General features: G+C 47.5%; 19 protein-coding genes. 3 read left to right on the top strand and 16 right to left on the bottom strand.

Annotation, left to right across the window (positions count from 1 at the left end; genetic code table 11):
- Positions 1-2: 2 nt before the first annotated feature.
- From nuoK to NKU06_RS08810, 14 genes are all read right to left on the bottom strand, one after another.
- Positions 3-281, bottom strand: a complete 279-nt coding sequence (gene nuoK / locus NKU06_RS08875; protein WP_371928046.1) for an NADH-quinone oxidoreductase subunit NuoK — start codon at positions 279-281, stop codon at positions 3-5.
- 92 nt (positions 282-373) lie between these two features.
- Positions 374-1015 carry an NADH-quinone oxidoreductase subunit J gene (nuoJ, locus tag NKU06_RS08870; RefSeq protein WP_254730132.1) on the bottom strand — a complete coding sequence of 214 codons (642 nt, stop codon included), beginning with the start codon at positions 1013-1015 and terminating at the stop codon, positions 374-376.
- Positions 1012-1560, bottom strand: coding sequence for an NADH-quinone oxidoreductase subunit NuoI (gene nuoI / locus NKU06_RS08865; RefSeq protein ID WP_253223357.1), 549 nt, complete (start codon positions 1558-1560; stop codon positions 1012-1014). The genes nuoJ and nuoI overlap by 4 nt, the downstream gene beginning before the upstream one ends.
- Positions 1561-1572: 12 nt before the next feature.
- Complete coding sequence (gene nuoH / locus NKU06_RS08860) at positions 1573-2556, bottom strand: NADH-quinone oxidoreductase subunit NuoH (protein WP_371923548.1); 984 nt, start codon at positions 2554-2556, stop codon at positions 1573-1575.
- A gap of 47 nt (positions 2557-2603) precedes the next feature.
- A complete protein-coding gene (nuoG, locus tag NKU06_RS08855) occupies positions 2604-5663 on the bottom strand; it encodes an NADH-quinone oxidoreductase subunit NuoG (protein ID WP_254730129.1) in 3060 nt (1019 codons plus the stop codon).
- Positions 5663-7033, bottom strand: coding sequence for an NADH-quinone oxidoreductase subunit NuoF (gene nuoF / locus NKU06_RS08850; protein WP_371928045.1), 1371 nt, complete (start codon positions 7031-7033; stop codon positions 5663-5665). Before nuoF ends, nuoG begins: the two co-directional genes overlap by 1 nt.
- Before the next feature lie 53 nt (positions 7034-7086).
- The gene (gene nuoE, locus NKU06_RS08845; protein WP_253223353.1) at positions 7087-7596 is read right to left on the bottom strand and encodes an NADH-quinone oxidoreductase subunit NuoE; all 510 of its coding nucleotides are present in this window, start codon (positions 7594-7596) and stop codon (positions 7087-7089) included.
- Positions 7597-7630: 34 nt separating this feature from the next.
- Complete coding sequence (nuoC, locus tag NKU06_RS08840; protein WP_254730121.1) at positions 7631-9388, bottom strand: NADH-quinone oxidoreductase subunit C/D; 1758 nt, start codon at positions 9386-9388, stop codon at positions 7631-7633.
- 88 nt (positions 9389-9476) lie between these two features.
- Entirely contained in the window at positions 9477-10148 is a 672-nt protein-coding gene (locus tag NKU06_RS08835) for an NADH-quinone oxidoreductase subunit B family protein (protein WP_254730117.1), read from the bottom strand.
- Positions 10149-10284: 136 nt separating this feature from the next.
- Positions 10285-10887 (bottom strand): NADH-quinone oxidoreductase subunit A, encoded by a 603-nt coding sequence (gene ndhC / locus NKU06_RS08830; RefSeq protein WP_371923490.1) that lies wholly within the window; start codon positions 10885-10887, stop codon positions 10285-10287.
- A gap of 233 nt (positions 10888-11120) precedes the next feature.
- On the bottom strand, positions 11121-11339 hold the full coding sequence (locus NKU06_RS08825; RefSeq protein WP_253223350.1) for a heavy-metal-associated domain-containing protein: 219 nt from the start codon (positions 11337-11339) through the stop codon (positions 11121-11123).
- A gap of 95 nt (positions 11340-11434) precedes the next feature.
- The gene (locus tag NKU06_RS08820) at positions 11435-12136 is read right to left on the bottom strand and encodes a DUF305 domain-containing protein (protein WP_254730114.1); all 702 of its coding nucleotides are present in this window, start codon (positions 12134-12136) and stop codon (positions 11435-11437) included.
- A 65-nt stretch (positions 12137-12201) separates the two neighbouring features.
- Entirely contained in the window at positions 12202-12873 is a 672-nt protein-coding gene (lolA, locus tag NKU06_RS08815) for an outer membrane lipoprotein chaperone LolA (RefSeq protein ID WP_254730111.1), read from the bottom strand.
- Between the two features lie 297 nt (positions 12874-13170).
- Positions 13171-15336, bottom strand: a complete 2166-nt coding sequence (locus NKU06_RS08810) for a cation-translocating P-type ATPase (RefSeq protein ID WP_254730108.1) — start codon at positions 15334-15336, stop codon at positions 13171-13173.
- 210 nt (positions 15337-15546) lie between these two features.
- Between NKU06_RS08810 and NKU06_RS08805 the strand changes: the two genes are divergently transcribed.
- Positions 15547-16092: an SH3 domain-containing protein gene (locus NKU06_RS08805; protein WP_253223346.1), complete on the top strand. Its 546-nt coding sequence runs from the start codon at positions 15547-15549 to the stop codon at positions 16090-16092.
- Between the two features lie 21 nt (positions 16093-16113).
- The gene (locus tag NKU06_RS08800) at positions 16114-17007 is read left to right on the top strand and encodes a M15 family metallopeptidase (protein ID WP_254730103.1); all 894 of its coding nucleotides are present in this window, start codon (positions 16114-16116) and stop codon (positions 17005-17007) included.
- 59 nt (positions 17008-17066) lie between these two features.
- On the opposite strand, the gene NKU06_RS08795 is transcribed toward NKU06_RS08800, so the two are convergent.
- Positions 17067-18011 (bottom strand): D-alanyl-D-alanine carboxypeptidase family protein, encoded by a 945-nt coding sequence (locus tag NKU06_RS08795; RefSeq protein ID WP_253223344.1) that lies wholly within the window; start codon positions 18009-18011, stop codon positions 17067-17069.
- A 180-nt stretch (positions 18012-18191) separates the two neighbouring features.
- Positions 18192-19265, bottom strand: coding sequence for an N-acetyl-gamma-glutamyl-phosphate reductase (gene argC, locus NKU06_RS08790; protein ID WP_253223343.1), 1074 nt, complete (start codon positions 19263-19265; stop codon positions 18192-18194).
- A gap of 288 nt (positions 19266-19553) precedes the next feature.
- On the opposite strand from argC, the gene NKU06_RS08785 reads away from it, so the two are divergent.
- A complete protein-coding gene (locus tag NKU06_RS08785; RefSeq protein WP_254730100.1) occupies positions 19554-20831 on the top strand; it encodes an O-acetylhomoserine aminocarboxypropyltransferase/cysteine synthase family protein in 1278 nt (425 codons plus the stop codon).
- The last annotated feature ends 107 nt before the right edge of the window (positions 20832-20938 follow it).

The raw sequence follows: 20938 nt of genomic DNA, 5'->3' as shown, positions 1-20938 counted from the left end.
ATTTACCCCTTCAATCTGCTGGCTTGATTCACATCAAGATTGCGGAATCGATGATAAAATTGCAACAAGATAGCCAAACCAATAGCAGCTTCAGCAGCTGCCAAAGTCAGGACAAAAATAAACATCACCTGCCCATCAGGACTGCCCCAAATATTACCGCCAACAACGAAAGCCAACGCGGTCGAGTTCATCATGATCTCAAGGCTCATCAGCATAAACAGCACATTGCGGCGCGCCATCACGCCAACCAGACCGATGGCGAATAAAATCGCGCACAACATCAGCGCGTGTGATACAGGAATGCCCAAATTGGCAATCTGTTCACCTGCTTGTGCTGCAGCTTGTGTGACTGATGTCTGCAAATTTGTCGCCATTACAGACCCCCTTTGTTATTATTATGTTGTGTAAAAACTGGTCCATCTGGCTGATGGTTCGGTGCATTTGCGCCTGCTTCAGTGTCTTGATAATGACTGAAGTTCTCATCATCCAAAGCTTTTTTGCCCAAGTGATATGCTGCGACCAACGCACCCAATAATAAGAATGCCGCCACTTCCACCAGTAGCACATACTGGGTAAATAGGCTTGTACCCACCGCTTTGGCATCTACTGTTTGGGCGTTTAGCATCTGAGCGCCATTTGGTGATGCGCTGATGATACCAACCAATACCGCAGCGATGATCAAAGTTAAGCCTACTGGTGTCGCCCACGCATTCGATGTCAGCCATGATTTTTCTTCACTGACATCCGTGCCAAGATTTAGCATCATGATCACAAAGACGAACAGCACCAAAATCGCACCGGCATATACGATGACTTCCAAGACACCTGCAAACGGCGCACCCAAAATAAAGAAAATCCCTGCCACTGCCAATAGTGATACAATCATCGACAAGATGGCGTGTACTGGATTGGCGTGCGTTACTACACGGAAACTGGCATAAATCGCCACCGCTGCCAAGGCATAAAAACCCACCAAATTGGCATTGCTTAAAATATCAGATAAAATCGTCATCATGGTAACAAACTCCGCACATCAATCGGTGTCGCTTCGTTTTGGTGCGAGCCTTTTGGTTGTTTTTCGGTCGCCATGCCAGTGACACGGTAATAGTTATAATCAGGATATTTGCCTGGTCCTGAGATCAGCAGATGCTCTTTTTCATAGACCAAGTTTTGGCGATTGTACTCACCCAATTCAAAATCAGGGGTCAGCTGAATCGCTGTCGTTGGGCAAGCTTCTTCGCACATACCACAAAATACGCAGCGCGAGAAATTAATACGGAAAAATTCTGGATACCAGCGACCATCTTCACGCTCGGCTTTTTGTAGGCTGATACAGCCCACAGGACACGCCACAGCACATAAGTTACACGCCACGCAGCGTTCATCACCATCAGGATCACGCGTCAGAATAATGCGACCACGAAAACGCGGCGGCACTGGCACGGGTTGTTCTGGATATAAAATCGTATCACGCGGACGCAAGGCATGGCTATTGACCATCCACAATGAGCGGACGATACTGATGATGCCAACTGCCGTATCTTTTAGAGTTGTAAACATATTTCACCAGCCTTATTGTACTAATAAAATGACAGCTGCAGTTACAAGCAAATTCACCAAAGTGACTGGCAAACACACTTTCCAACCAAAGTTCATCACCTGATCATAACGCGGACGCATCAATGAGCCACGCGCAAGGATAAACATGGTCATAAAGAACAAAGTCTTTAGCATGAACCACACCACAGGGGCGATGAATGGAATGTCAATGCCAAACGGTGGCAGCCAACCGCCAAAGAACAAGCAAGTCATCAGCGCCGAAATCAGCACGACATTGACATATTCACCGATGAAGAACATACCAAATTTCATGCCTGAATATTCAACATGATAACCTTCAGCAAGCTCTTGCTCAGCTTCTGGCTGGTCAAAGGGATGGCGGTGCGTCACTGCTACGCCTGCCACCACGAATGCCAAAAAGCCAAAGAATTGTGGAATGACATTCCAAACGGTCGCTTGTGCTTCAACGATGTCGCGCAGGTTAAACGATCCCGCCATCGCCACCACACCCATCAGTGATAAGCCCAAAAAGACTTCATAACTGATGGTTTGGGCAGATGAACGCAGACCGCCTAGTAACGAGAATTTGTTCGCCGATGACCAACCACCAAACATCACTGCATAGACAGCTAGTCCTGCCATGGCAAAAAAGAACAATAAGCCAATATTCCAATCTGCTGCGCCCAATGTTGGGCTTAGTGGAATGATGGCAAAGCTTGCCAAAGCAGTGAACATCGCAATCGCAGGCGCTAGGGTGAAGATTTTTTTGTCAGCAAATTCTGGCGTCCAGTCTTCTTTGAAAAAAATCTTCAGCATATCCGCCACCAGCTGTAGCGAACCTTGCCAACCCACACGGTTTGGGCCGTAGCGGTCTTGCCACAGTGCAAGCATACGGCGCTCATAGACGATCATCAGCGCCGCGACAATCACTAGACCTAGGAAAATCACCAAAGCCTGAATGACCAAAAACAATACCGACCACACATCAAAGCTCATCGCATTCGCCAAAAATGCTGGTACTTCTGGAATAATACGAGATGACATTACACAGCCTCCATGGATGGTGCGACATTCACAGGCGTATCACTTGCCTTAAATAATGGATTGTTGTGACGGCTTGGCAGATTCTGCACGCTCAGCTGATAAGCAGGCTGATAGACAGGATCTACGCTGTCAGCACGCTTGATGGTCGTTGGCACTTTTGGTGATAGTGGCACTTGACCTGCGGCATAGCCGATGCAGCCTTCAGGGATGAACTCATTAATCAGTACAGGCAATACGATCTCGCCTTGTACGCTTTGGATACTGAGCAAATCCCCTTCGCGCACTTGCCAATGATTGGCATCTTCTTCATTGACATACCAACCGATCGGTTTGATTTGACCTGCTACCACTGGGCTTCGGCTCGCCATCGGTGATGATGAGAAGATATTATGCACAGGCACTAAGCGCACGATACCATTAAATACACTGGTCGATGCAGGATCCTGGATCTCAGTGCGATGGCTGTGATAAGTCGTATCCAATCGTGGCAAAATATCAAACAGACGCACGCCGACATCACCGCCTTTTAGCTTACCACCGACTTTATCTTGGTATTTGTTCCAAGCTTGTGGTGAGTTCCACCCTGCCGCCCATGCAAATGGGATGCTCGCTGGGTTGGTTTGGTTCCCCACATAGCCCTCCATCGAGAAAGTCAACGCTGTATCTAGATCCTTTGGCTGCATTGGCTCATGGATTGATAGTGGCGCACGCATCGCGGTACGGCCTGAGTAGCGGCGTGGTTCACGCGCGATTTTCAGACCTGTGATGCGATAGTCGGCATTCGGTGCGGCTGCTTTGATATTTGCCAAAGCAGGTACTTCATTGCCAATATCATCAATGACTTCGTCCAAGTGCGCTGCGCTCGCGCCTTTACCAGTCTCAAAGCCAAGTGCATACAACCAACGCCACGCGTCTTTGATCTCTGAAGTTGGCTCATAATATTTTTTATCATAAGCTTGGAAGAAACGCTGCGCGCGACCTTCGGCTGAGACAAGTGTGCCATCACTTTCGGCAAAGCTTGATGCTGACAGCACCAAATCCGCGCCATCATGCCACGGATAATTTTGATGATCGATAACAATCACAGTCTTGTCATGAAGCTTGCCCAAGACATTGATACTGGCAAGTTGGCTCAAATCATTTTCTAGTACCACCGCCACTTCAAAGTCTGACGCCAGCACTTCTTCGATTGATTTACCACCAAGCAAGCTTAGACCTGCGCTGTTCGCCGCTGGTAAGGCAAGATAAATGCCCGCCACAGGTGCAAAGCGCTTATCTAAGGCTTTTGGCTCTGGAATGCGTACCAGTTGCGCTTGCTCTGCCTTATCTGTATTCGTACCTTCATGCTCAGGCTTGGCTGCCAATTGTGGATCATGTTCAGGCAGTTCTGCTGCGTTCAGCGCATCCACTTGCGCTTGATATGCTTGTAGCTCAGCATCGTTTTGCGCTTTGATCGCTTGGCGTTTTTTGGTCAAGGCGGTCGTGATAAAACCTGCTGCATCAATCACATGGCTTGATGACAATGAAGCACCTGAGATGACCAATGGCTGATTAGCAGTGATTAGATCTTTGGCGATTTGATAAGCCAAATCCAGCATTTCATCGCTGGCATTCAAGCTTGGCTTGGCAAGACGATCCAAATCCGTGCCGAAAGTCTCAATCACTTCACCGACCAAGTAGCCCAAGCGCGCAACATCTTCGATCGTCGCCACAGCAGACACCTTAGCAATGTCATCAAGCTTGGTATCGACCACATCGACGACATAGATCGGACTATTGGCATTTTGACCAATACGCTTGACAGGCTCAGCCAGCCAATGCTCAGTACGCAGCGCTGTCGCCATGTCTTTGGCTTTATTTTTCGCTGCTTGGCGTACAGACAGTGCCACACGCGCCGAAGTCTGCGTGATGTCTTCACCCAAAATGAATACTGCATCAGCTTGCTCGATTTGGGCAACCGAAACATTATACACGCTATCATTACGAAGAATTTGCACCGATTTATCAATCAAACTTTGGGTTGCTAATGATTGACCTGTGCTGTAATTATCCGCACCGACCAGTTTTTTGAGCGCAAAGTTATTCTCAATGCTGCTTGCATCTGAGCCGATACCGATGGCTTTTTTACCTTTTAATAATTCAATGGCGGTATCCAATGCTGCATCAGCGGTGAGTGCTACTTTGCCATTGGCGGTGTTTTGGCATGGGGTCAATGGGCGATCGGCACGATTGACATAACCATAACCGAAGCGGCCGCGGTCACATAGGAAATAACCATTGACATCATGATTATAGCGGTTTTCAATGCGGCGCAGCTCACCATAACGCTCGCCTGCTGAGATGTTGCAGCCTGTAGAGCAACCATGGCACACGCTTGGCGCGTACTGCATATCCCATTTACGGTTGTAGCGGTCTGAATGCGTGGCGTCGGTAAATACACCTGTTGGGCAGACTTCGGTCAAGTTACCGCTAAATTCACTTTCAAACTGACCATCTGCTTCACGGCCAAAATACACGCGGTTGTTCGACGCATACACGCCCATGTCTTCGCCGCCTGCATAGTCTTTATAAAAACGCACACAGCGATAGCACGCGATACAGCGGTTCATCTCATGATTGATGAATGGGCCTAAATCTTGGTTGTGGTGCGTGCGCTTGGTAAAGCGATAACGGCGCTCGCGATGACCTGACATATAAGTCATGTCCTGTAGATGGCAGTGACCACCTTCTTCACAAGTTGGGCAGTCGTGCGGATGGTTGGTCATGATGTACTCAACGATACGCTTACGAAATGCCTTAGCTTCATCATCATCAACCGAGATATACATATCATTGGTCGGCGCAACCATACAGCTCATCACCAAACGGCCACGACCTGCGGCATAATCTTCGGCGTTGTTGTATTGCTTGACTGCGCACTGACGGCATGAGCCGACCGAGCCCAAAGCAGGATGGTAGCAGAAATACGGGATGTCGATGCCCAATGACAAACAGGCTTGTAATAGGTTATCAGCACTATCGACTTCGACAGTTTTACCATCAATATGAATGACTGCCATCACACACCCCCTTGTTGTGCTGATTGCTCAGCTGCATCTGGTGCAGGCTGATTGATTTTATTGTCAAATTCATGGCGGAAATATTTCAATGCACTCATCAATGGCTCCATCGCCCCTGGTGCGTGCGCGCAGAAAGTCTTACCAATCCACAGATCGCGTGTCAGCTCGGATAATTTGTCAATATCTTCAGGCTTGCCGTGACCATTGTCGATGGCATCAAGCATTTTTACACCCCAAGGCAGACCGTCGCGGCATGGTGTACACCAGCCACAGCTTTCGCGTTGGAAAAATTGCTGTAGATTTTTTGACAAGCTCACCATGTCCTGAGTCTCATCCACGACCATCATTAAGCAAGTACCCAAGCGACTGCCTGCTTTCATGATTGGATCAAAGTCCATCACAAGATCAAGATGCTCATCGCTTGCGGTCAGAAAATCGGTACTTGCACCACCTGGTAGCCAAGCTTTTAGCTTCAGACCATCTTGCATACCACCAGCCAGCTCAATCAACTCACGCGCAGTATAACCAAATGGCACTTCCCACAGACCTGCGTCCTTGACACGACCTGAACAGCCCATGATCTTGGTCCCTGGGGTTTCTGATTTGCCTTTTTTCTTTGGTAAATCCAGGTACCACTGCACGCCATTTAGCATGATGGCTGACATATTATTCAGTGTTTCGACATTGTTCACCACCGTCGGACGACCCCACGCGCCTGAGACTTGTGGGAAAGGCGGCTTAGTGCGTGGATTGGCACGGCGACCTTCTAGGCAGTTGATTAGAGCTGTTTCTTCACCGCAAATATAGCGACCTGCGCCCGTATGCACATGCAGATCAAAATTAAAACCACTGCCAAGAATATCATCGCCCATAAGGCCCGCTTCATGCAGCTCTTTAATTGCAGCTTCTAGGCGTTCAGCCGCTAGGATGTACTCACCACGGATAAAGATATAGCCGACACTAGCACCGATGGCATAGGCGGTAATCAACATCCCTTCGATCAACTGAAATGGCAGACGCTCCATCAATAGACGGTCTTTAAATGTCCCTGGTTCCATCTCGTCAGCATTACAGATCAAGTAGCGCACACCGCCATCTGGTGGTGTCATGAATGTCCACTTCAAGCCTGCGTTAAAGCCTGCACCACCACGACCACGGACATTGGCAGTTTTGATCATCTCGCCGACTTCTTTTGGGGTTTTTGATAAGGCGATTTTTAGACCTTCAAAGCCTTTTAGAGCAAGGTAATCAGCAAGTTTTAGCACCGCATCTTGGTGGAACAAGCGCCAAGTCAATGGATGCGTAAGACTGGTTGGCGCTTCACCTTCTGCCAAGCCCACACCATAGATCGGCACGCGCTGATTATTCAGCTGACTTGGTGCTAAGCCATTTTTACGAGCATCGATTTGTTCTGCAACTGTTTTCATGCGTATTGCTCCAATAATAATGACACTTCGCTTGGCAGTACAGGACCATAAGTATCTTCACCGATCAGCACGCTTGGGCCTTTATCGCAGTTACCTAAGCAGCAGATTGGCAATAGCGTAAATCTGCCATCGGTAGTGGTCTGACCAAAGTCAATACCCAGCTGCTTTTTGAACTCATCTGCCAGTGCTTCATAGCCTGTCAAATAGCAGGCGATCGAGTCACAGATCAAGATCACATGACGACCAACAGGGCTGCGATAGATGCGATTAAAGAATGTCGCCACACCTTCCACATCAGTCACAGCGATGTCAAGCATATTGGCAATCGCCGCCACTTGGGCATCATCGACCCAACCGTTGCGTTTTTGAACCAATTTAAGTGCATCAAGTACTGCAGCACGCGCTTGTGGGTAGTGATGAATATATTCATCAATGCCTGCAATTTCTTCCTTGGTCAAAATGGATGCCACATCCACTTTGGGGGTTTTATCAGTTACAATTTTCATATAAACCCTTATTTTTGTTATTATCACATCTTAATTATCGATCACAATCCGCCATGACAATATCAATACTTGCCAAGTAAATGATCGCATCAGACACCAATGAACCATTGATCACGCTTGGCATTTGTTGCAAGTGTGCAAAGGTCGGTGTGCGAATACGCGTACGATAGCTCATCGTTGAGTTATCTGAAGTCACATAGTAGCTGTTCAGACCCTTGACACCTTCGACCATTGCGCAGCTTTCGCCCGCTGGCATCACAGGACCCCATGAGACCGATACGAAGTGGTTGATCAAGGTCTCAATGTCTTGGAGCGTGCGGTCTTTTGGTGGTGGTACAGCCAGCGGATGCTCGGCTTTATAAGGGCCTGATGGCATATTGTTCAGGCACTGCTCAATGATGCGCAGACTTTGGCGAATCTCTTCAATTTTCACCAAGCAGCGATCATAAGCATCACCGTTATAGAATACCGGCACTTCAAAGTCAAAGTTTTCATAACCCATATACGGGCGCGCCTTACGCAAGTCAAAATCAATACCTGTCGCACGCAGACCTGCACCTGTCACACCCCATGCCAAGGCTTGCTTAGCATCGTATTGGGCGACCGCTTGGGTGCGGCCTTTTAGCACCGTGTTGGTCATCGTCGCTTTGAAATATTCATCAATACGCTTTGGCATCCAGTCAAGAAAATCTCGCACCAGTTTTTGCCAGCCATTTGGCAAATCATGTGCTGTACCACCGATACGGAACCATGCAGGGTGCATACGATAGCCTGTCACGGCTTCGATGACATCATAGGCCTTTTGGCGGTCGGCAAACATATAAAAGACTGGCGTCATACCGCCGGCGTCTTGGATAAATGTGCCCCAGTACAACAGGTTGTTAGTAATGCGGAAAAATTCACTCATCATCACACGGATGGTCTGAGCACGCTCAGGCACAGTGATGCCTGCCAATTTTTCGACTGCCATGATATACGGCAACTCATTCATCACACCGCCCAGATAGTCGATACGGTCGGTATAAGGGATGAACGAATGCCAAGTCTGACGCTCTGCCATCTTCTCAGCACCACGATGGTGATAGCCGATGTCAGGGATACAGTCCACAATCTCTTCACCATCCAGCTGTAGCACTAGGCGGAATGCACCGTGTGCTGATGGATGGTTCGGGCCGATGTTTAGGAACATGAAGTCTTCATCACGACCCGAGCGTTTCATGCCCCACTCTTCAGGCACAAAGCGTAAGTTCTCTTGCTCAAACTGCTGCTTGGCGGTATTTAGAAAATATGGTGTAAATTCGGTCGCACGCGCGTGGTATTCTTTGCGCAGCGGATGACCTTCCCAGTATTTTGGCAATAAGATACGCGTCAAGTGCGGATGACCATCAAAGATGATGCCAAACATATCGTACACTTCGCGCTCATACCAGTTGGCATTTGGATAAATCTTGGTCGCTGATGGGATGCTTTGACCTTCTTTTAGCGCGACTTTTACGCGGATATCTTCATTGCGCTCAAGGCTCATCAAGTGATAAAACACAGTAAAATCACTTGGCGGCAAGCCATAGCGATGGGTGCGCAGACGCTCGTCAATGGCAGACAAATCCACCAGCATGACATAGGGCTTTGGCAAGGTGCGCAGCGTCATCAAAACATCCAACACATGATCAGCGCTCACCCAAATGGTCGGAATACCATCTGCTGTTTCTTGGATGGTATATTGCCCATGATGCTTAACATTTAACGCCGTAAAAATCGCGTGATGCTTCGGCGCAGTATCATTGAAACTCATTTTGTTATTATCCTTAGTGATGTTCAATCAAAACATCAAACACCGATTAAATTAGAAAGTAACAAGCGATCGATGATCGATTAAAATCTTACCAAGCATCATCTTGGCTGCGCAGATTGACCGTTTTGATGCGTTCTGCGTTTTTGCGATCGCGCTCTGGGGTCATCACAGGCTGGATGATACCATGCTCATCTAGGTGAATGCCCAATGGACGGCGTTCGTGCGTGATTGATTCTTGTAGCAGCATCAAGGCTTGGATCAGTGCTTCAGGACGCGGTGGGCAACCTGGGATATACACATCCACAGGCAAAATCTTATCAACCCCTTGTACGACCGAATAGATGTCATACATACCGCCTGAGTTGGCGCACGCACCCATAGAGATGACCCACTTCGGCTCTAGCATTTGCTCATACAGGCGCAAAATAACTGGCGCCATCTTCACAAAGCAAGTCCCTGCTACGATCATCACATCCGCCTGACGCGGTGACGCACGGATAACTTCTGCACCGAATCGCGACAAGTCATGCACGCCTGTCAAGGTGGTGGCGTATTCGACATAGCAGCAGCTTGTACCGAAGTTAAACGGCCACAGTGAGTTTTTGCGACCCCAGTTCGCTGCAGCGTGTGTTAGGTCTTCAAGCTTTGCCATAAAGACATTTTTCTCGACTTCAGCTTGTGTGATGCCGTCAATCAGCTCGCGCGATTGTTTTGGGAATTGTTCTTTTGATGGATTGGCTTTGGTTAGTGTGTATTTCATAGCGGTACACTTCTTATTTTGGTTATTGGTGATCGATCGGCTCAGAACCGATCGCTATCCCTACGCTAAACTTCCCTAGATGTCCTTGTCATTGATAAAACAAAACGCCACAGCACTCGCCGTAACGCTTGTTTATTCAGTCATCCTGTTGGCGAAAGTCTTGAGTGGTAACTCGGCCAGTGGTGTTAATGTGGTCGATGTTCGCCATGTGCGCACGGTTTTTCTCAATGTCATTTGAGACATTGATACGGCCTGAAGATTGCGCTGGTACTTTACCTGTTGGGTCGGTGTGCAGCTCATCGATGCCATTGAAGGCAGTGATGCTCGCTAGATCAAACCCTGCAGGCTTAGATAGGATGCGTGGTTTTTTCTTGCGCTTATCTGCTGGCGCCCAGTTCATCGCACCCAAGCGCATTTCATAGATCAAACCTACAAACAAAATGGCGATAAAGATGGCAGCTGCAGTAAAGCCATACCAATTGACTTCACGCACGCTCACCGAATAGGCGTATAAAAACAGTGCTTCTAAATCGAAAATGACAAAGAAAATGGCAACCAAATAGAATTTGGCAGACAGTCGAATGCGCGCCGAACCTGCTGACACCACACCCGCTTCGAAGGTTTCTTGTTTTTGGAGACCTGATGACCGACCGCCCAAAAGACGCGGTACAGTCAGCATAAAAACGACTAGCCCAGCGGCGGCTAGCAAAAATGCGATCGCTGACCAATTGGCTAACATAATCACCTCTGTGTGATTTCTTTTATTAGAATAAAAACGGCGGTATTATAACATAAATCCAACAATTACGACATTTTAGTGATGAATTTGATTGTAAATTATTATTTCTTATTTTTATGCCGCCATATCCATGACAAATAATCTTGCTTATTTTTTACACAAAACTTGCTTTTTTATGATTGATAATTATTGTTAAAGCAATGATTTTTAATTTTTCAAGATTTATTGTGAATTTATGCAGTGATAATCTCTGGCTCAAAGCCCGCATCATCAATGGCTTGTAAGATCGCATCTTGGTCAATCTGCGCTTCATCATAGCCAATCACCGCTTGACGAGATGGCAAATCAATAGAAATCGATGTGATACCGTCTAAAGCTTGCACGGCTTTTTGGACACTGGCAGTACAGCCGCCACAGGTCATGTCTGAAATGGATAAGTGTAATGTTGTCATTTGTTATTATCCTTGTTGTTGTTTTGTAGCGTGGTTATTTTACGATATTTTTGGCAAAAATGCAAAAAAACCAATGCTAAAACATCGGATTTTGTTCATGGATTATTGATTTGCTTAAGCCAATTATTAAGCTCTTTATTATGCAGCGTATGGTCATCGATATTTTGCTGCGCTAATGCCAAGATCTCATCGTCCGCGCCAAGCTTGATGATTTGGGCAGATAAATCGATCGCCAGTTGGTTCTGTAACAGCATCGCATGAGCAAACAGCACATCAGGCGTCTGTAGATCTGATGACAGACCCTTGTCCAGTTGATCCAATTTACCCTGCAGATTCTGCTGAAGACTCAGCCATTTGCCCTGCATCTGCGCCGCTTGATCATCATCTGTCTGCGCGCGCTGCTGCCAGTCACGCATCCACTGTAGCTCAGCTTGCTCGCCATCGATGATCGCTTGGGCGAACTCGCGCATTTGGTTATCTTTGCCATAGCGAAGCTCGGTATAAGCCATCGTGATCGCCGCTTGGTGATGCGCACTCAACGCCTGCACAAACCTGCCTTGTGCCGATGGCGCATCGATCGTCTCGTGCTGCATCTGCTCGATGGCATCACGCAGTTTTTGGCGGTATTTTGATGCTTGTATCTGTGCGGTATCGGCACTGTTTGTTTGCTCGGCTTGCAAGGAAGCTGATTGCGCACCTGCTTTAGTGTTGGTTTTGGCGGTATTTTGGCTACACGCCGTCAGCACCAAAGCGGCAAACATCGCCGTCAGCCCTTTATGACGAAAAACCCAAGTCATAGACCCAACCATTTTTCAAAAAATCCAAGAAAGCTGCCATGCGCACAGCATGGCAGCCTTTGATATTATTGACTGATGACATCCACGCCTGCAGGTGGCTTGAAGTTAAATTGTGATGCATCAATCTTTTTATTCATGGTGATTTTGCTAAAGCGAATACTGGTGGTCTGACCTAAGTTGTCATTAAGCACCATCATCACAGGCTTGCCACCATTAAAGCTGATCGAGACATTTTTAAAGTTGGCGTTGTTTGATTTTGGTGTTAGGACAAAATAGTACTTGGCAGCATTCGGCTGACTGACGGTGAAGTTACGGTTGATTTGATTGACATCACCTGACAGTAGCAAGGCTGGCGTTTCGCCGACTTGGTTGCCCACCGATTGCTTGGTTGCTTGTTGTAGGTCTTTATCATACACCCACAGCGTATCACCATTGGCGACGATCAGCTGCTCTGCTGGTGATTTGGTTTCCCAGCGGAACTGGTTCGGACGCTGTACGCTCATCGAGCCGCTGAACTTGGTGGTTTTTTTGCCCGCGACTGTGGTTTGGGCGAAATCCGCACTCATTGATTTGGTGTTGCTAAGTAGGCGATTTAGCTGCTTGACCGCGTCTGCTTGGCTGGCTGGGGCAGCATATACTGTGGTGGTTAATACAGGGGCTGCGATCGCACCCATGACAGTGGTCGCCATCACTGCTTTAAGAAGGCTTGCGCGCGCTGTTTGGTTAAAATTTGACATAAGTAAACTCCGAAAAATTCATCTATTATAAATGAAAACGCGAGAAAAGCACATCAAAACGCGTCATCGATATGGGTGCATTGTGCCAGTTTTATATGTTGCAATCTAGATGAAAAATGCTAACAGCTGCACGCATTTGTAACGCAATTGCTCAAATTTTCGGCAAATGACGCAATTTTTGGTAAGAATTGGCAATTTTCGCAGTATTTGTAACAAATTATGACAAATTAGCAGTGTTGTCAAGTGAAATGTTGTACACCAAAACCAATCCTTGCACTTGCCAACTTAAGCTTAAAATCAAAGCTTTGTGGTCAAATCCAAGCGTTTTAGGCGAATGGCGTTCAGTAGTACCGAGATTGAGCTTAATGCCATCGCCGCTGCTGCCATCGCAGGGCTAAGCAGCCCCAATGCCGCAAGCGGTATGCCGATGCAGTTATAGATTAGGGCGAAAAATAGATTTTGCTTAATCGCAGCTAGAGTGCGCTGTGCGATGTGATAAGCATAATACACATGGCTGAGTGATTCACCGAGTAGTGTCGCTGATGCAGTGTGGCGCGCGACATCGGTTGCGCCACCGACCGCGAAGCTTGCCTGTGCTACCGCCATCGCTGGTGCGTCGTTCACCCCATCGCCGACCATCGCCACCTGATGACCATCAGCCGCCAAACGCTCAATGGCGGACAATTTATCGCGTGGTGACATTTGCCCTGTGGCATGAGTAATGTTCAGCGCATTTGCAACCTTGGCGACCGCAGAATTCCGATCTCCGCTCATCAGCACCGTCTGCACGCCTGCACCTTGTAAAGCGGTGATAATCTGTGCTGCTTCGTCTTTGATGGTGTCATCCAGCGCAAAAATCGCCGCAGGCTTATCATCGATCGACACTGCCACAAGCGTTGATGCCGCTGATTTCTCTTGCCAATCAGTATCCAGTCCTGCCAACACCTGCTCATCGATACCGACAAAGCTTGGCGTACCAACACGCACTCTGCCAACGCCTGCGATCTGCCCCATTAAGCCCGATCCTGTGACGGTGCTGACATCTAGGGCGGTGTACAGCGGTAGGCGTCTGTCTTGGGCGTGACTGATGATGGCGTGCGCAAGCGGATGGGCAGCGTATTGTTCAAGGCTTGCTGCGATGGATAACAGCTCATCGGCGTGATAACGATGATTAATGATCTGCATCGCGGTCACGCTTGGCTTGCCTGTGGTCAGCGTCCCTGTTTTATCAAAGACAATGGTATCAATGCGCCCTGCTCGCTCAAGGCTCACCGCATCTTTATACCACACGCCGTGGCGCGCACCAACGCCCATTCCTGCCATGATCGCAGCAGGCGTAGCAAGCCCCAAGGCACACGGACAAGCAATCACCAATACCGCCACCGCACGCATCAAGGATGTGTCAAAACCCAAACCAAAACCAAAATTTACCACAAAAGTAATGATCGAAATCGCCACCACCACAGGTACGAATACCGCCGAGACACGATCAGCAAAGCGCGCAATATCCGCCTTACTGCCTTGGGCATCAGCAAGCGCACTCATCATATCACCAAGCTTGGTCGCCTGACCTGTCGCCGCCGCACGATACACCACACTGCCATCACCAAGCGTGCTGCCTGCATAGACAGTGTCGCCGATGGCTTTAGGCACAAGCATACTTTCGCCTGTCAGATGCGCTTCATTGGCAAGCGCGCCGCCTGTCACCACCATGCCATCGACAGCGATTTTATCCCCTGTATTGGCAAGCAGCTCATCACCAACAGCCACACTCTCGATACCCACTTTAACAAAGCCGTCAGCGACTTTTTTATGCACCATACTTGGGATCAACTGGGTCAATAGCTCAATACTATCTAGACTTTGGGTCTTGGTACGATGTTCAAGAAATTTACCCAATCTTACAAAAGCAATCACCATCACCGACGCTTCAAAATACACCCCATGCATCGCGTGCGGATCGGTGAGCCAAATATAAGTCGAATACGCCCAAATCGCTGTCGTACCGATGGCAACCAGCACGTCCATATTGGCAAGTCCTGCTCGCACGCTTGCCCACGCCCCTTGATAAAAGCGCGCGCCAAATACCACCTGCACAATCGTCGCAAGCACAAACTGCGCCCACACAGGCATCATCAGATCATGGCGACCCATCATCATACCGATCATCCCCACCATAAATGGCAGCGCAAGCACAAACAGCACCCACAGCTGCCACGGCACGCGTGTATCGACTTTGGGTTTATCGATCGTAGCTTCAAAGCCAGTTTTCTGAACCCATGCGATGATCTCATCGCTGCTTGTGGCATCGGCTTGATAATCCACCTGCAGTGTCTCGGTGGCGAAATTCACCGTCGCTTTATTGATCGCAGGTTTTTTGTTCAGCACTTTTTCGATACGATTGGCGCAGGCTTGGCAGGTCATGCCTGTGATGGCAAATTGTTGGTGAATTTGTTTACTCATGATCAGATCCTTTTTTGTATATGATAAACCCTGACCTTGGGTAAAAGTCAAGCAGTTTCAACCAGTTAGCACAGCCATGGTGATCAGCTTAGTAAGATTATGGATAGATTAATTTACAGTTTAAGCATATAAATAAATTTCATTGATAAGGCTGTAAGAATTTGGTAAAATTTGATTGATGAGTGTTAATTGGTTAATTTAGGAGTTGTTATGAAACGCATTTTTATGATCGCAGGGGTAAGCCTTGCATTGACTGGCTGTGATGGGGATATCATCAAGAGCATCGCACGCGCTATCTTGGCAGATGAACAACCACAGCAGCAAGCACAAGTTGCACAGCAGCCACAAGCAGTACAACCTGTGATCGTTCAAGATCCAAATGCACAAGTGCAAGCACAACAGCCAGTAGAAGTGGTCCAGCAGCCACAAGTCGCTGCGCCTGTACAAGCTGCGCCAAAACAAAAAACAACAGCAACACCTGCACCTGCGCGTAAAGCAGCACAGCCTGCCTATTCTGAAACTCCTGTAAATCTGCCCGCAACCGTCATCACACGCCACGGCAGCAATGTCATGGTACGTCGCAGCCCATCACGCAGTGCGGGTAAAGTCGGCTATCTATACACCACTGAGCAGATCTATGTCATCGCTGAAACCAACAAATGCGAAACCATCAACGGCATTTATAACTGTTGGGTAAAAGTTCAGGACGCGACAGGCTTGACAGGTTATAGCTTTGGTGGCTATTTGAATTACTAAGCCCATACGGTTGGATATATAATGAAAAAATACGAAACAGGCAGCGTCAAGACGCTTGGCATTTTGATTTTTCTTGCAGGCGCATTGATGGCGTTGTACTTTGGGCAAAAGATTTTTGTCGGTGATCAGCAGTCAGAGTTGGCAGATAATACCGCCCAAGAACCTGTGGCAATCGGTGAAATCAAAACACTGGATGAGACAGCAGAGCAAGAGCCACAAACTACCCAAGAGCAACCAGTCAAGACCAATGCCTTGACCGCTGATCAAACACCAACGACCGCAGCACCTGCACCAGCAGGCAAGCTGTCTGAAGTGCATGGCGTGGGTAACGATCATGTACTGGTCGGCATTCCAAGCCAATACACCACCAAGGCTGAACAAGTGCATAAAGATGTCTATGACCCACTGATGCAACTGATCGCTGCCGCCAAAGCTGATGGCATCAATCTGACAGTGGTTTCTGCTTACCGTTCCTATAAGCGCCAAAAGCAAATTTGGGAAAATAAATGGGGCGGTACTGCTGACAATGATACCCAAAAAGCATTGGATATCTTAAAATGGTCATCATTTCCCGGTACAAGTCGCCATCACTGGGGTACTGAGATTGACTTTAACAGCGTGGCATTGAACTACTGGAATGGCAAAGAAGGTATGCGCGTGCATCAATGGTTGGCCGCCAATGCGCCAAACTATGGTTTTTGCCAAACCTATGGTCCAAACCGCACCAAAGGCTACAGCGAAGAAGCGTGGCACTGGTCACATATCCCAACTGCACAGCAGTATTTTGACCAAATCCGCGATCCACAAACTCTCGCTCTAGTCACCAGTCAATCTATCAAAGGTGCAGCAGCCCTGCGCGAACTTGGCACAGTCGCTGACTATGTGACTGGTATCAGCCCTTGCCACCCATCATAAATCATAAGATGACAAGCATAAAAAAGAACCTAACTTTAGGTTCTTTTTTATTGGGCAGATTATAGACAATCACCATTTTTCAACAGTCGCTTGGCGGTATCTGTACCTTTAAACTTCCAATGCCAACTTTCTTCAGCTACGCCACTTTTGGCTGAATATTCCTTGGTAAAAGTCTGATACCAACCGTAATCGGCTGCATTATCCAGCAGCCATTGATAGCCTTTGGTGTTGGCAAAGGTGTCATTGATCGGTGAAAAATCCACCGCCAAACCTGTATGATGCTCAGAATACCCAGATGGCGCTGAGAAACGATAAATCTGTTTGGCAGGTTTCTTTTCTCTTGTTTTGCGATTGATAATATCCTGCTGATGCGACAACGAGCGAAATGCCGAACCCAAAGTCAAAGGCGCGCGAGCTGCTTTGGCATCTGCCATCATCTGACGCAAAGACGGCGCTGCATCTTTATGCACCAAATATTTACCCACGCTGACTAAGTCAGTTTTTGGCGTTTCTTCAAATTTAAAATGACTGATGCCAACACTTTTGGCGGCTTTATTTGGTGTACATTCGGGCATGACATCGACAGTGTTATCAGCATCTTGTTCAACTACTGATACCAATGCTGATTTTGGCGCGATCGTAGGTGTGCTTGGCATCACCACACTTTCAAACTTACTGGCAGCAACAGGCGTATGCACGCGACCGTTAATTTCAAAAGGCACAGTCAAAGGGTTTTGCATGGCGGTAACTGTCGTAGGTGCTACAGCGGCATCGGTCGCATAATTTTGCCCACTGACGGCATTTTGTTTTAAAAACTGTGACAGCGGCTTGGCTTGTATAGGCTCAGCAACGGTTTTTTGTGGTACAGGTTTTTGTTGCTGATTTTCATAAGTAGAATGATCTGTGACCAAAAAATTACGCTTGGTGGCAGTTTGTGTATTTTGCGCATGGGCAGTCATACTTACAACCACTGCACCCAATAGCAAATAGTGCGCTGATTTCATACAGTAAACACTCATCTAAAATAAAATGATTATAACGGATTTTAATCTGCTTTTCTATCAATTTTAAAAATCTTAACATTTAACCATGATTGTGAAATCGTCGCCCTATTTTATTCAAATCAAAAAGCCAAACTCATCACGAATTTGGCTTTTTTATTCATCTAATATCAAGAACTACGCTCAAGGAACGACAGGCACAAGCTCAAGTCCCATCGTCTCAGGCAGACCGCACATCACATTCATGTTTTGTACCGCTTGCCCCGCCGCGCCTTTGACCAGATTGTCCTGCACTACAATGATGGTCAGCATATCGCCATCTTGATGCACCGCGATACGCAGCTTATTGGACGCACGCACCGAGCGCGTATCAGGCAGCGCACCTTTTGGCAGTACATCGATGAAATATTCATCAACATATACCGCTTCAAACACCGCTTGCCAATCCACCTGCTCGCCCGTCTGTGACAGCGGCACATGAATGGTGCTGAGCATACCGCGAATCATCGGTACCAGATGCGGCACAAAGCGAATCTTATGCGTAAAATTCGCACCTAGCACCGCCTGTACACCTTGAGCGATCTCTGGGCTGTGGCGATGTCCTGCCACGCCATAAGCACTGAAATTATCCGCCGTCTCAGCATAGCTGATGCCTAGCTTGCCTTGGCGACCTGCACCCGAGATGCCTGATTTGGCATCGATGATAATACGACCATCGATAAGCGGCTGATTTTGGCTGTTTTCGGTGTCGATCACAGGCTTTAGACCCAAAATCGCCGTCGTCGGATAGCAGCCCGGATTAGCGATCACTGATGCCGTCGCTACCTTATCGCGCGTCACTTCGGTCAAACCATAGATGCTGTCTTTGAGCACATCTGGGCAAGTGTGCGCCATGCCGTACCATTGCTCAAATTCGGCAAGTGATTGTAAGCGAAAATCCGCACCCAAATCAATCACCTTCACGCCTTTTGCCACCAGTGCAGGCGTGTGTGTCATCGCCACCCCGTGCGGCGTCGCAAAAAACACCACATCGCACTCATCACCCATCTGCGCCATCGTCTCATCAGTCATATCACTAAAGGCAACTTCGCACACGCCGCGCAGACTTGGGAAAATTTCACTGACGCTTTTGCCCGCTTCACTGCGAGAAGTCAGAAATTTGACCGACACCTGTGGATGGCGGCTCAAGATACGCAATAGCTCAACGCCTGTATAGCCTGTACCGCCGACGATACCAACTGAGATGGTTTGTGACATGAGTAATCCTTATTGTAATGTAAAAATACGCCCTAATCTTAGCCCAAACTGTCAGTAATTGCAATGAGAATGTATTTTATTTAATAAATTATAATTGATAATTTAGACTGATTATGAAAATCACTCATAAGCTTGTGGCAAAACAGCATTAAGAAGCCTAATGATTTTCGTTATACTATTTCAACCTCATCATTGAAATGTCGAACAATAAAACCCTGCCTTGTATTCTATGCAAACAGTGTACTTTTAACTGACTCTACTATTTTTACAACCAATGGAGTGTATAACATGAGCTTTAAAGATGAAACCCTTGCCATTCATGCAGGATATAGCCCTGACCCAACCACCAAAGCCGTTGCCGTCCCAATGTATCAAACCACCTCTTATGCCTTTGATGACACGCAGCACGGCGCAGATTTATTTGATCTAAAAGTACAAGGCAATATTTATACCCGTATCATGAACCCAACCACCGCTGTGCTTGAGGCGCGTGTCGCAGCACTAGAAGGTGGGATTGGTGGTCTAGCCCTAGCCTCAGGCATGGCTGCCATCACCTATGCCATTCAGACCATCACCGAAGCAGGTGATAACATTGTCTCGGTCAGTCAGCTATACGGTGGCACTTACAACCTTTTTGCTCATACCCTGCCAAAACAAGGCATCGAGGTAAGATTCTTTGATGGTAATCAACCAGAACAAATACGCGATAAAATTGATGATAAAACCAAGCTAATCTTTGTCGAATCTATCGGCAATCCCTTGGGTAATATTGTAGATTTGACTGCCATCAGCGCCATTGCGCACGAATATGGCGTACCAGTCATTGTTGATAATACCGTTGCCACACCTGCACTTCTTAAGCCTTTTGAGCATGGTGCTGATATTGTTGTACATTCTTTGACCAAATACATCGGCGGTCACGGCACCAGTATTGGCGGCATAATCGTTGATAGTGGTAAATTCCCATGGGGTAAATATCCTGAACGCTTTAAATCACTCAACACGCCCGACCCAAGTTATCATGGTGTAAATTATGTTGAAGCTTTGGGCGAGGCGGCTTATATCGCGCGCGCTCGAGTTGTACCACTTCGTAATACAGGTGCAGCCATCAGCCCCATGAATGCGTTTTTAATTTTACAAGGTTTAGAAACCTTAAATCTGCGCATGGAGCGCCACACTGAAAACGCCCAAAAAGTCGCTGAATACCTACAAAACCATCCAAAAGTCAGCTGGGTAAATTATGCTGGTCTGCCAAGCCATCCACAGCATCAGCTGGCGGTAAAATATCTTGGCGGTAAACCATCTGCGATCTTATCTTTTGGGGTCAAAGATGGTAAAGCTGGCGGTACACGATTCATTGATGCTCTGCAGCTATTTACTCGCTTAGTCAATATTGGTGATGCAAAAAGCCTAGCTTGTCACCCTGCCACAACAACACATCGCCAACTCAATGCCGAAGAGCTAAAATCTGCTGGCGTGAGCGAGGATATGGTACGCTTATCAATCGGCATTGAACATATCGATGATTTGATTGCAGATTTGGCGCAGGCATTGGATAAGGTATAATCAATCAATACCAACCCAATCCACAAAAACCATTGATTGCAATGCGTTTATCATTCCCATAAACAAAAAACCGCCCGAAAACTTTCGAGCGGTTTTGGCTAATGATA

Source organism: Moraxella sp. FZLJ2109 (assembly GCF_024296965.1).
In the GTDB taxonomy this organism is placed as follows: Bacteria; Pseudomonadota; Gammaproteobacteria; order Pseudomonadales; family Moraxellaceae; genus Moraxella.
The sequence above is the reverse complement of the archived record's forward strand: the minus strand, read 5'-3'. Positions and strand labels throughout refer to the sequence as shown.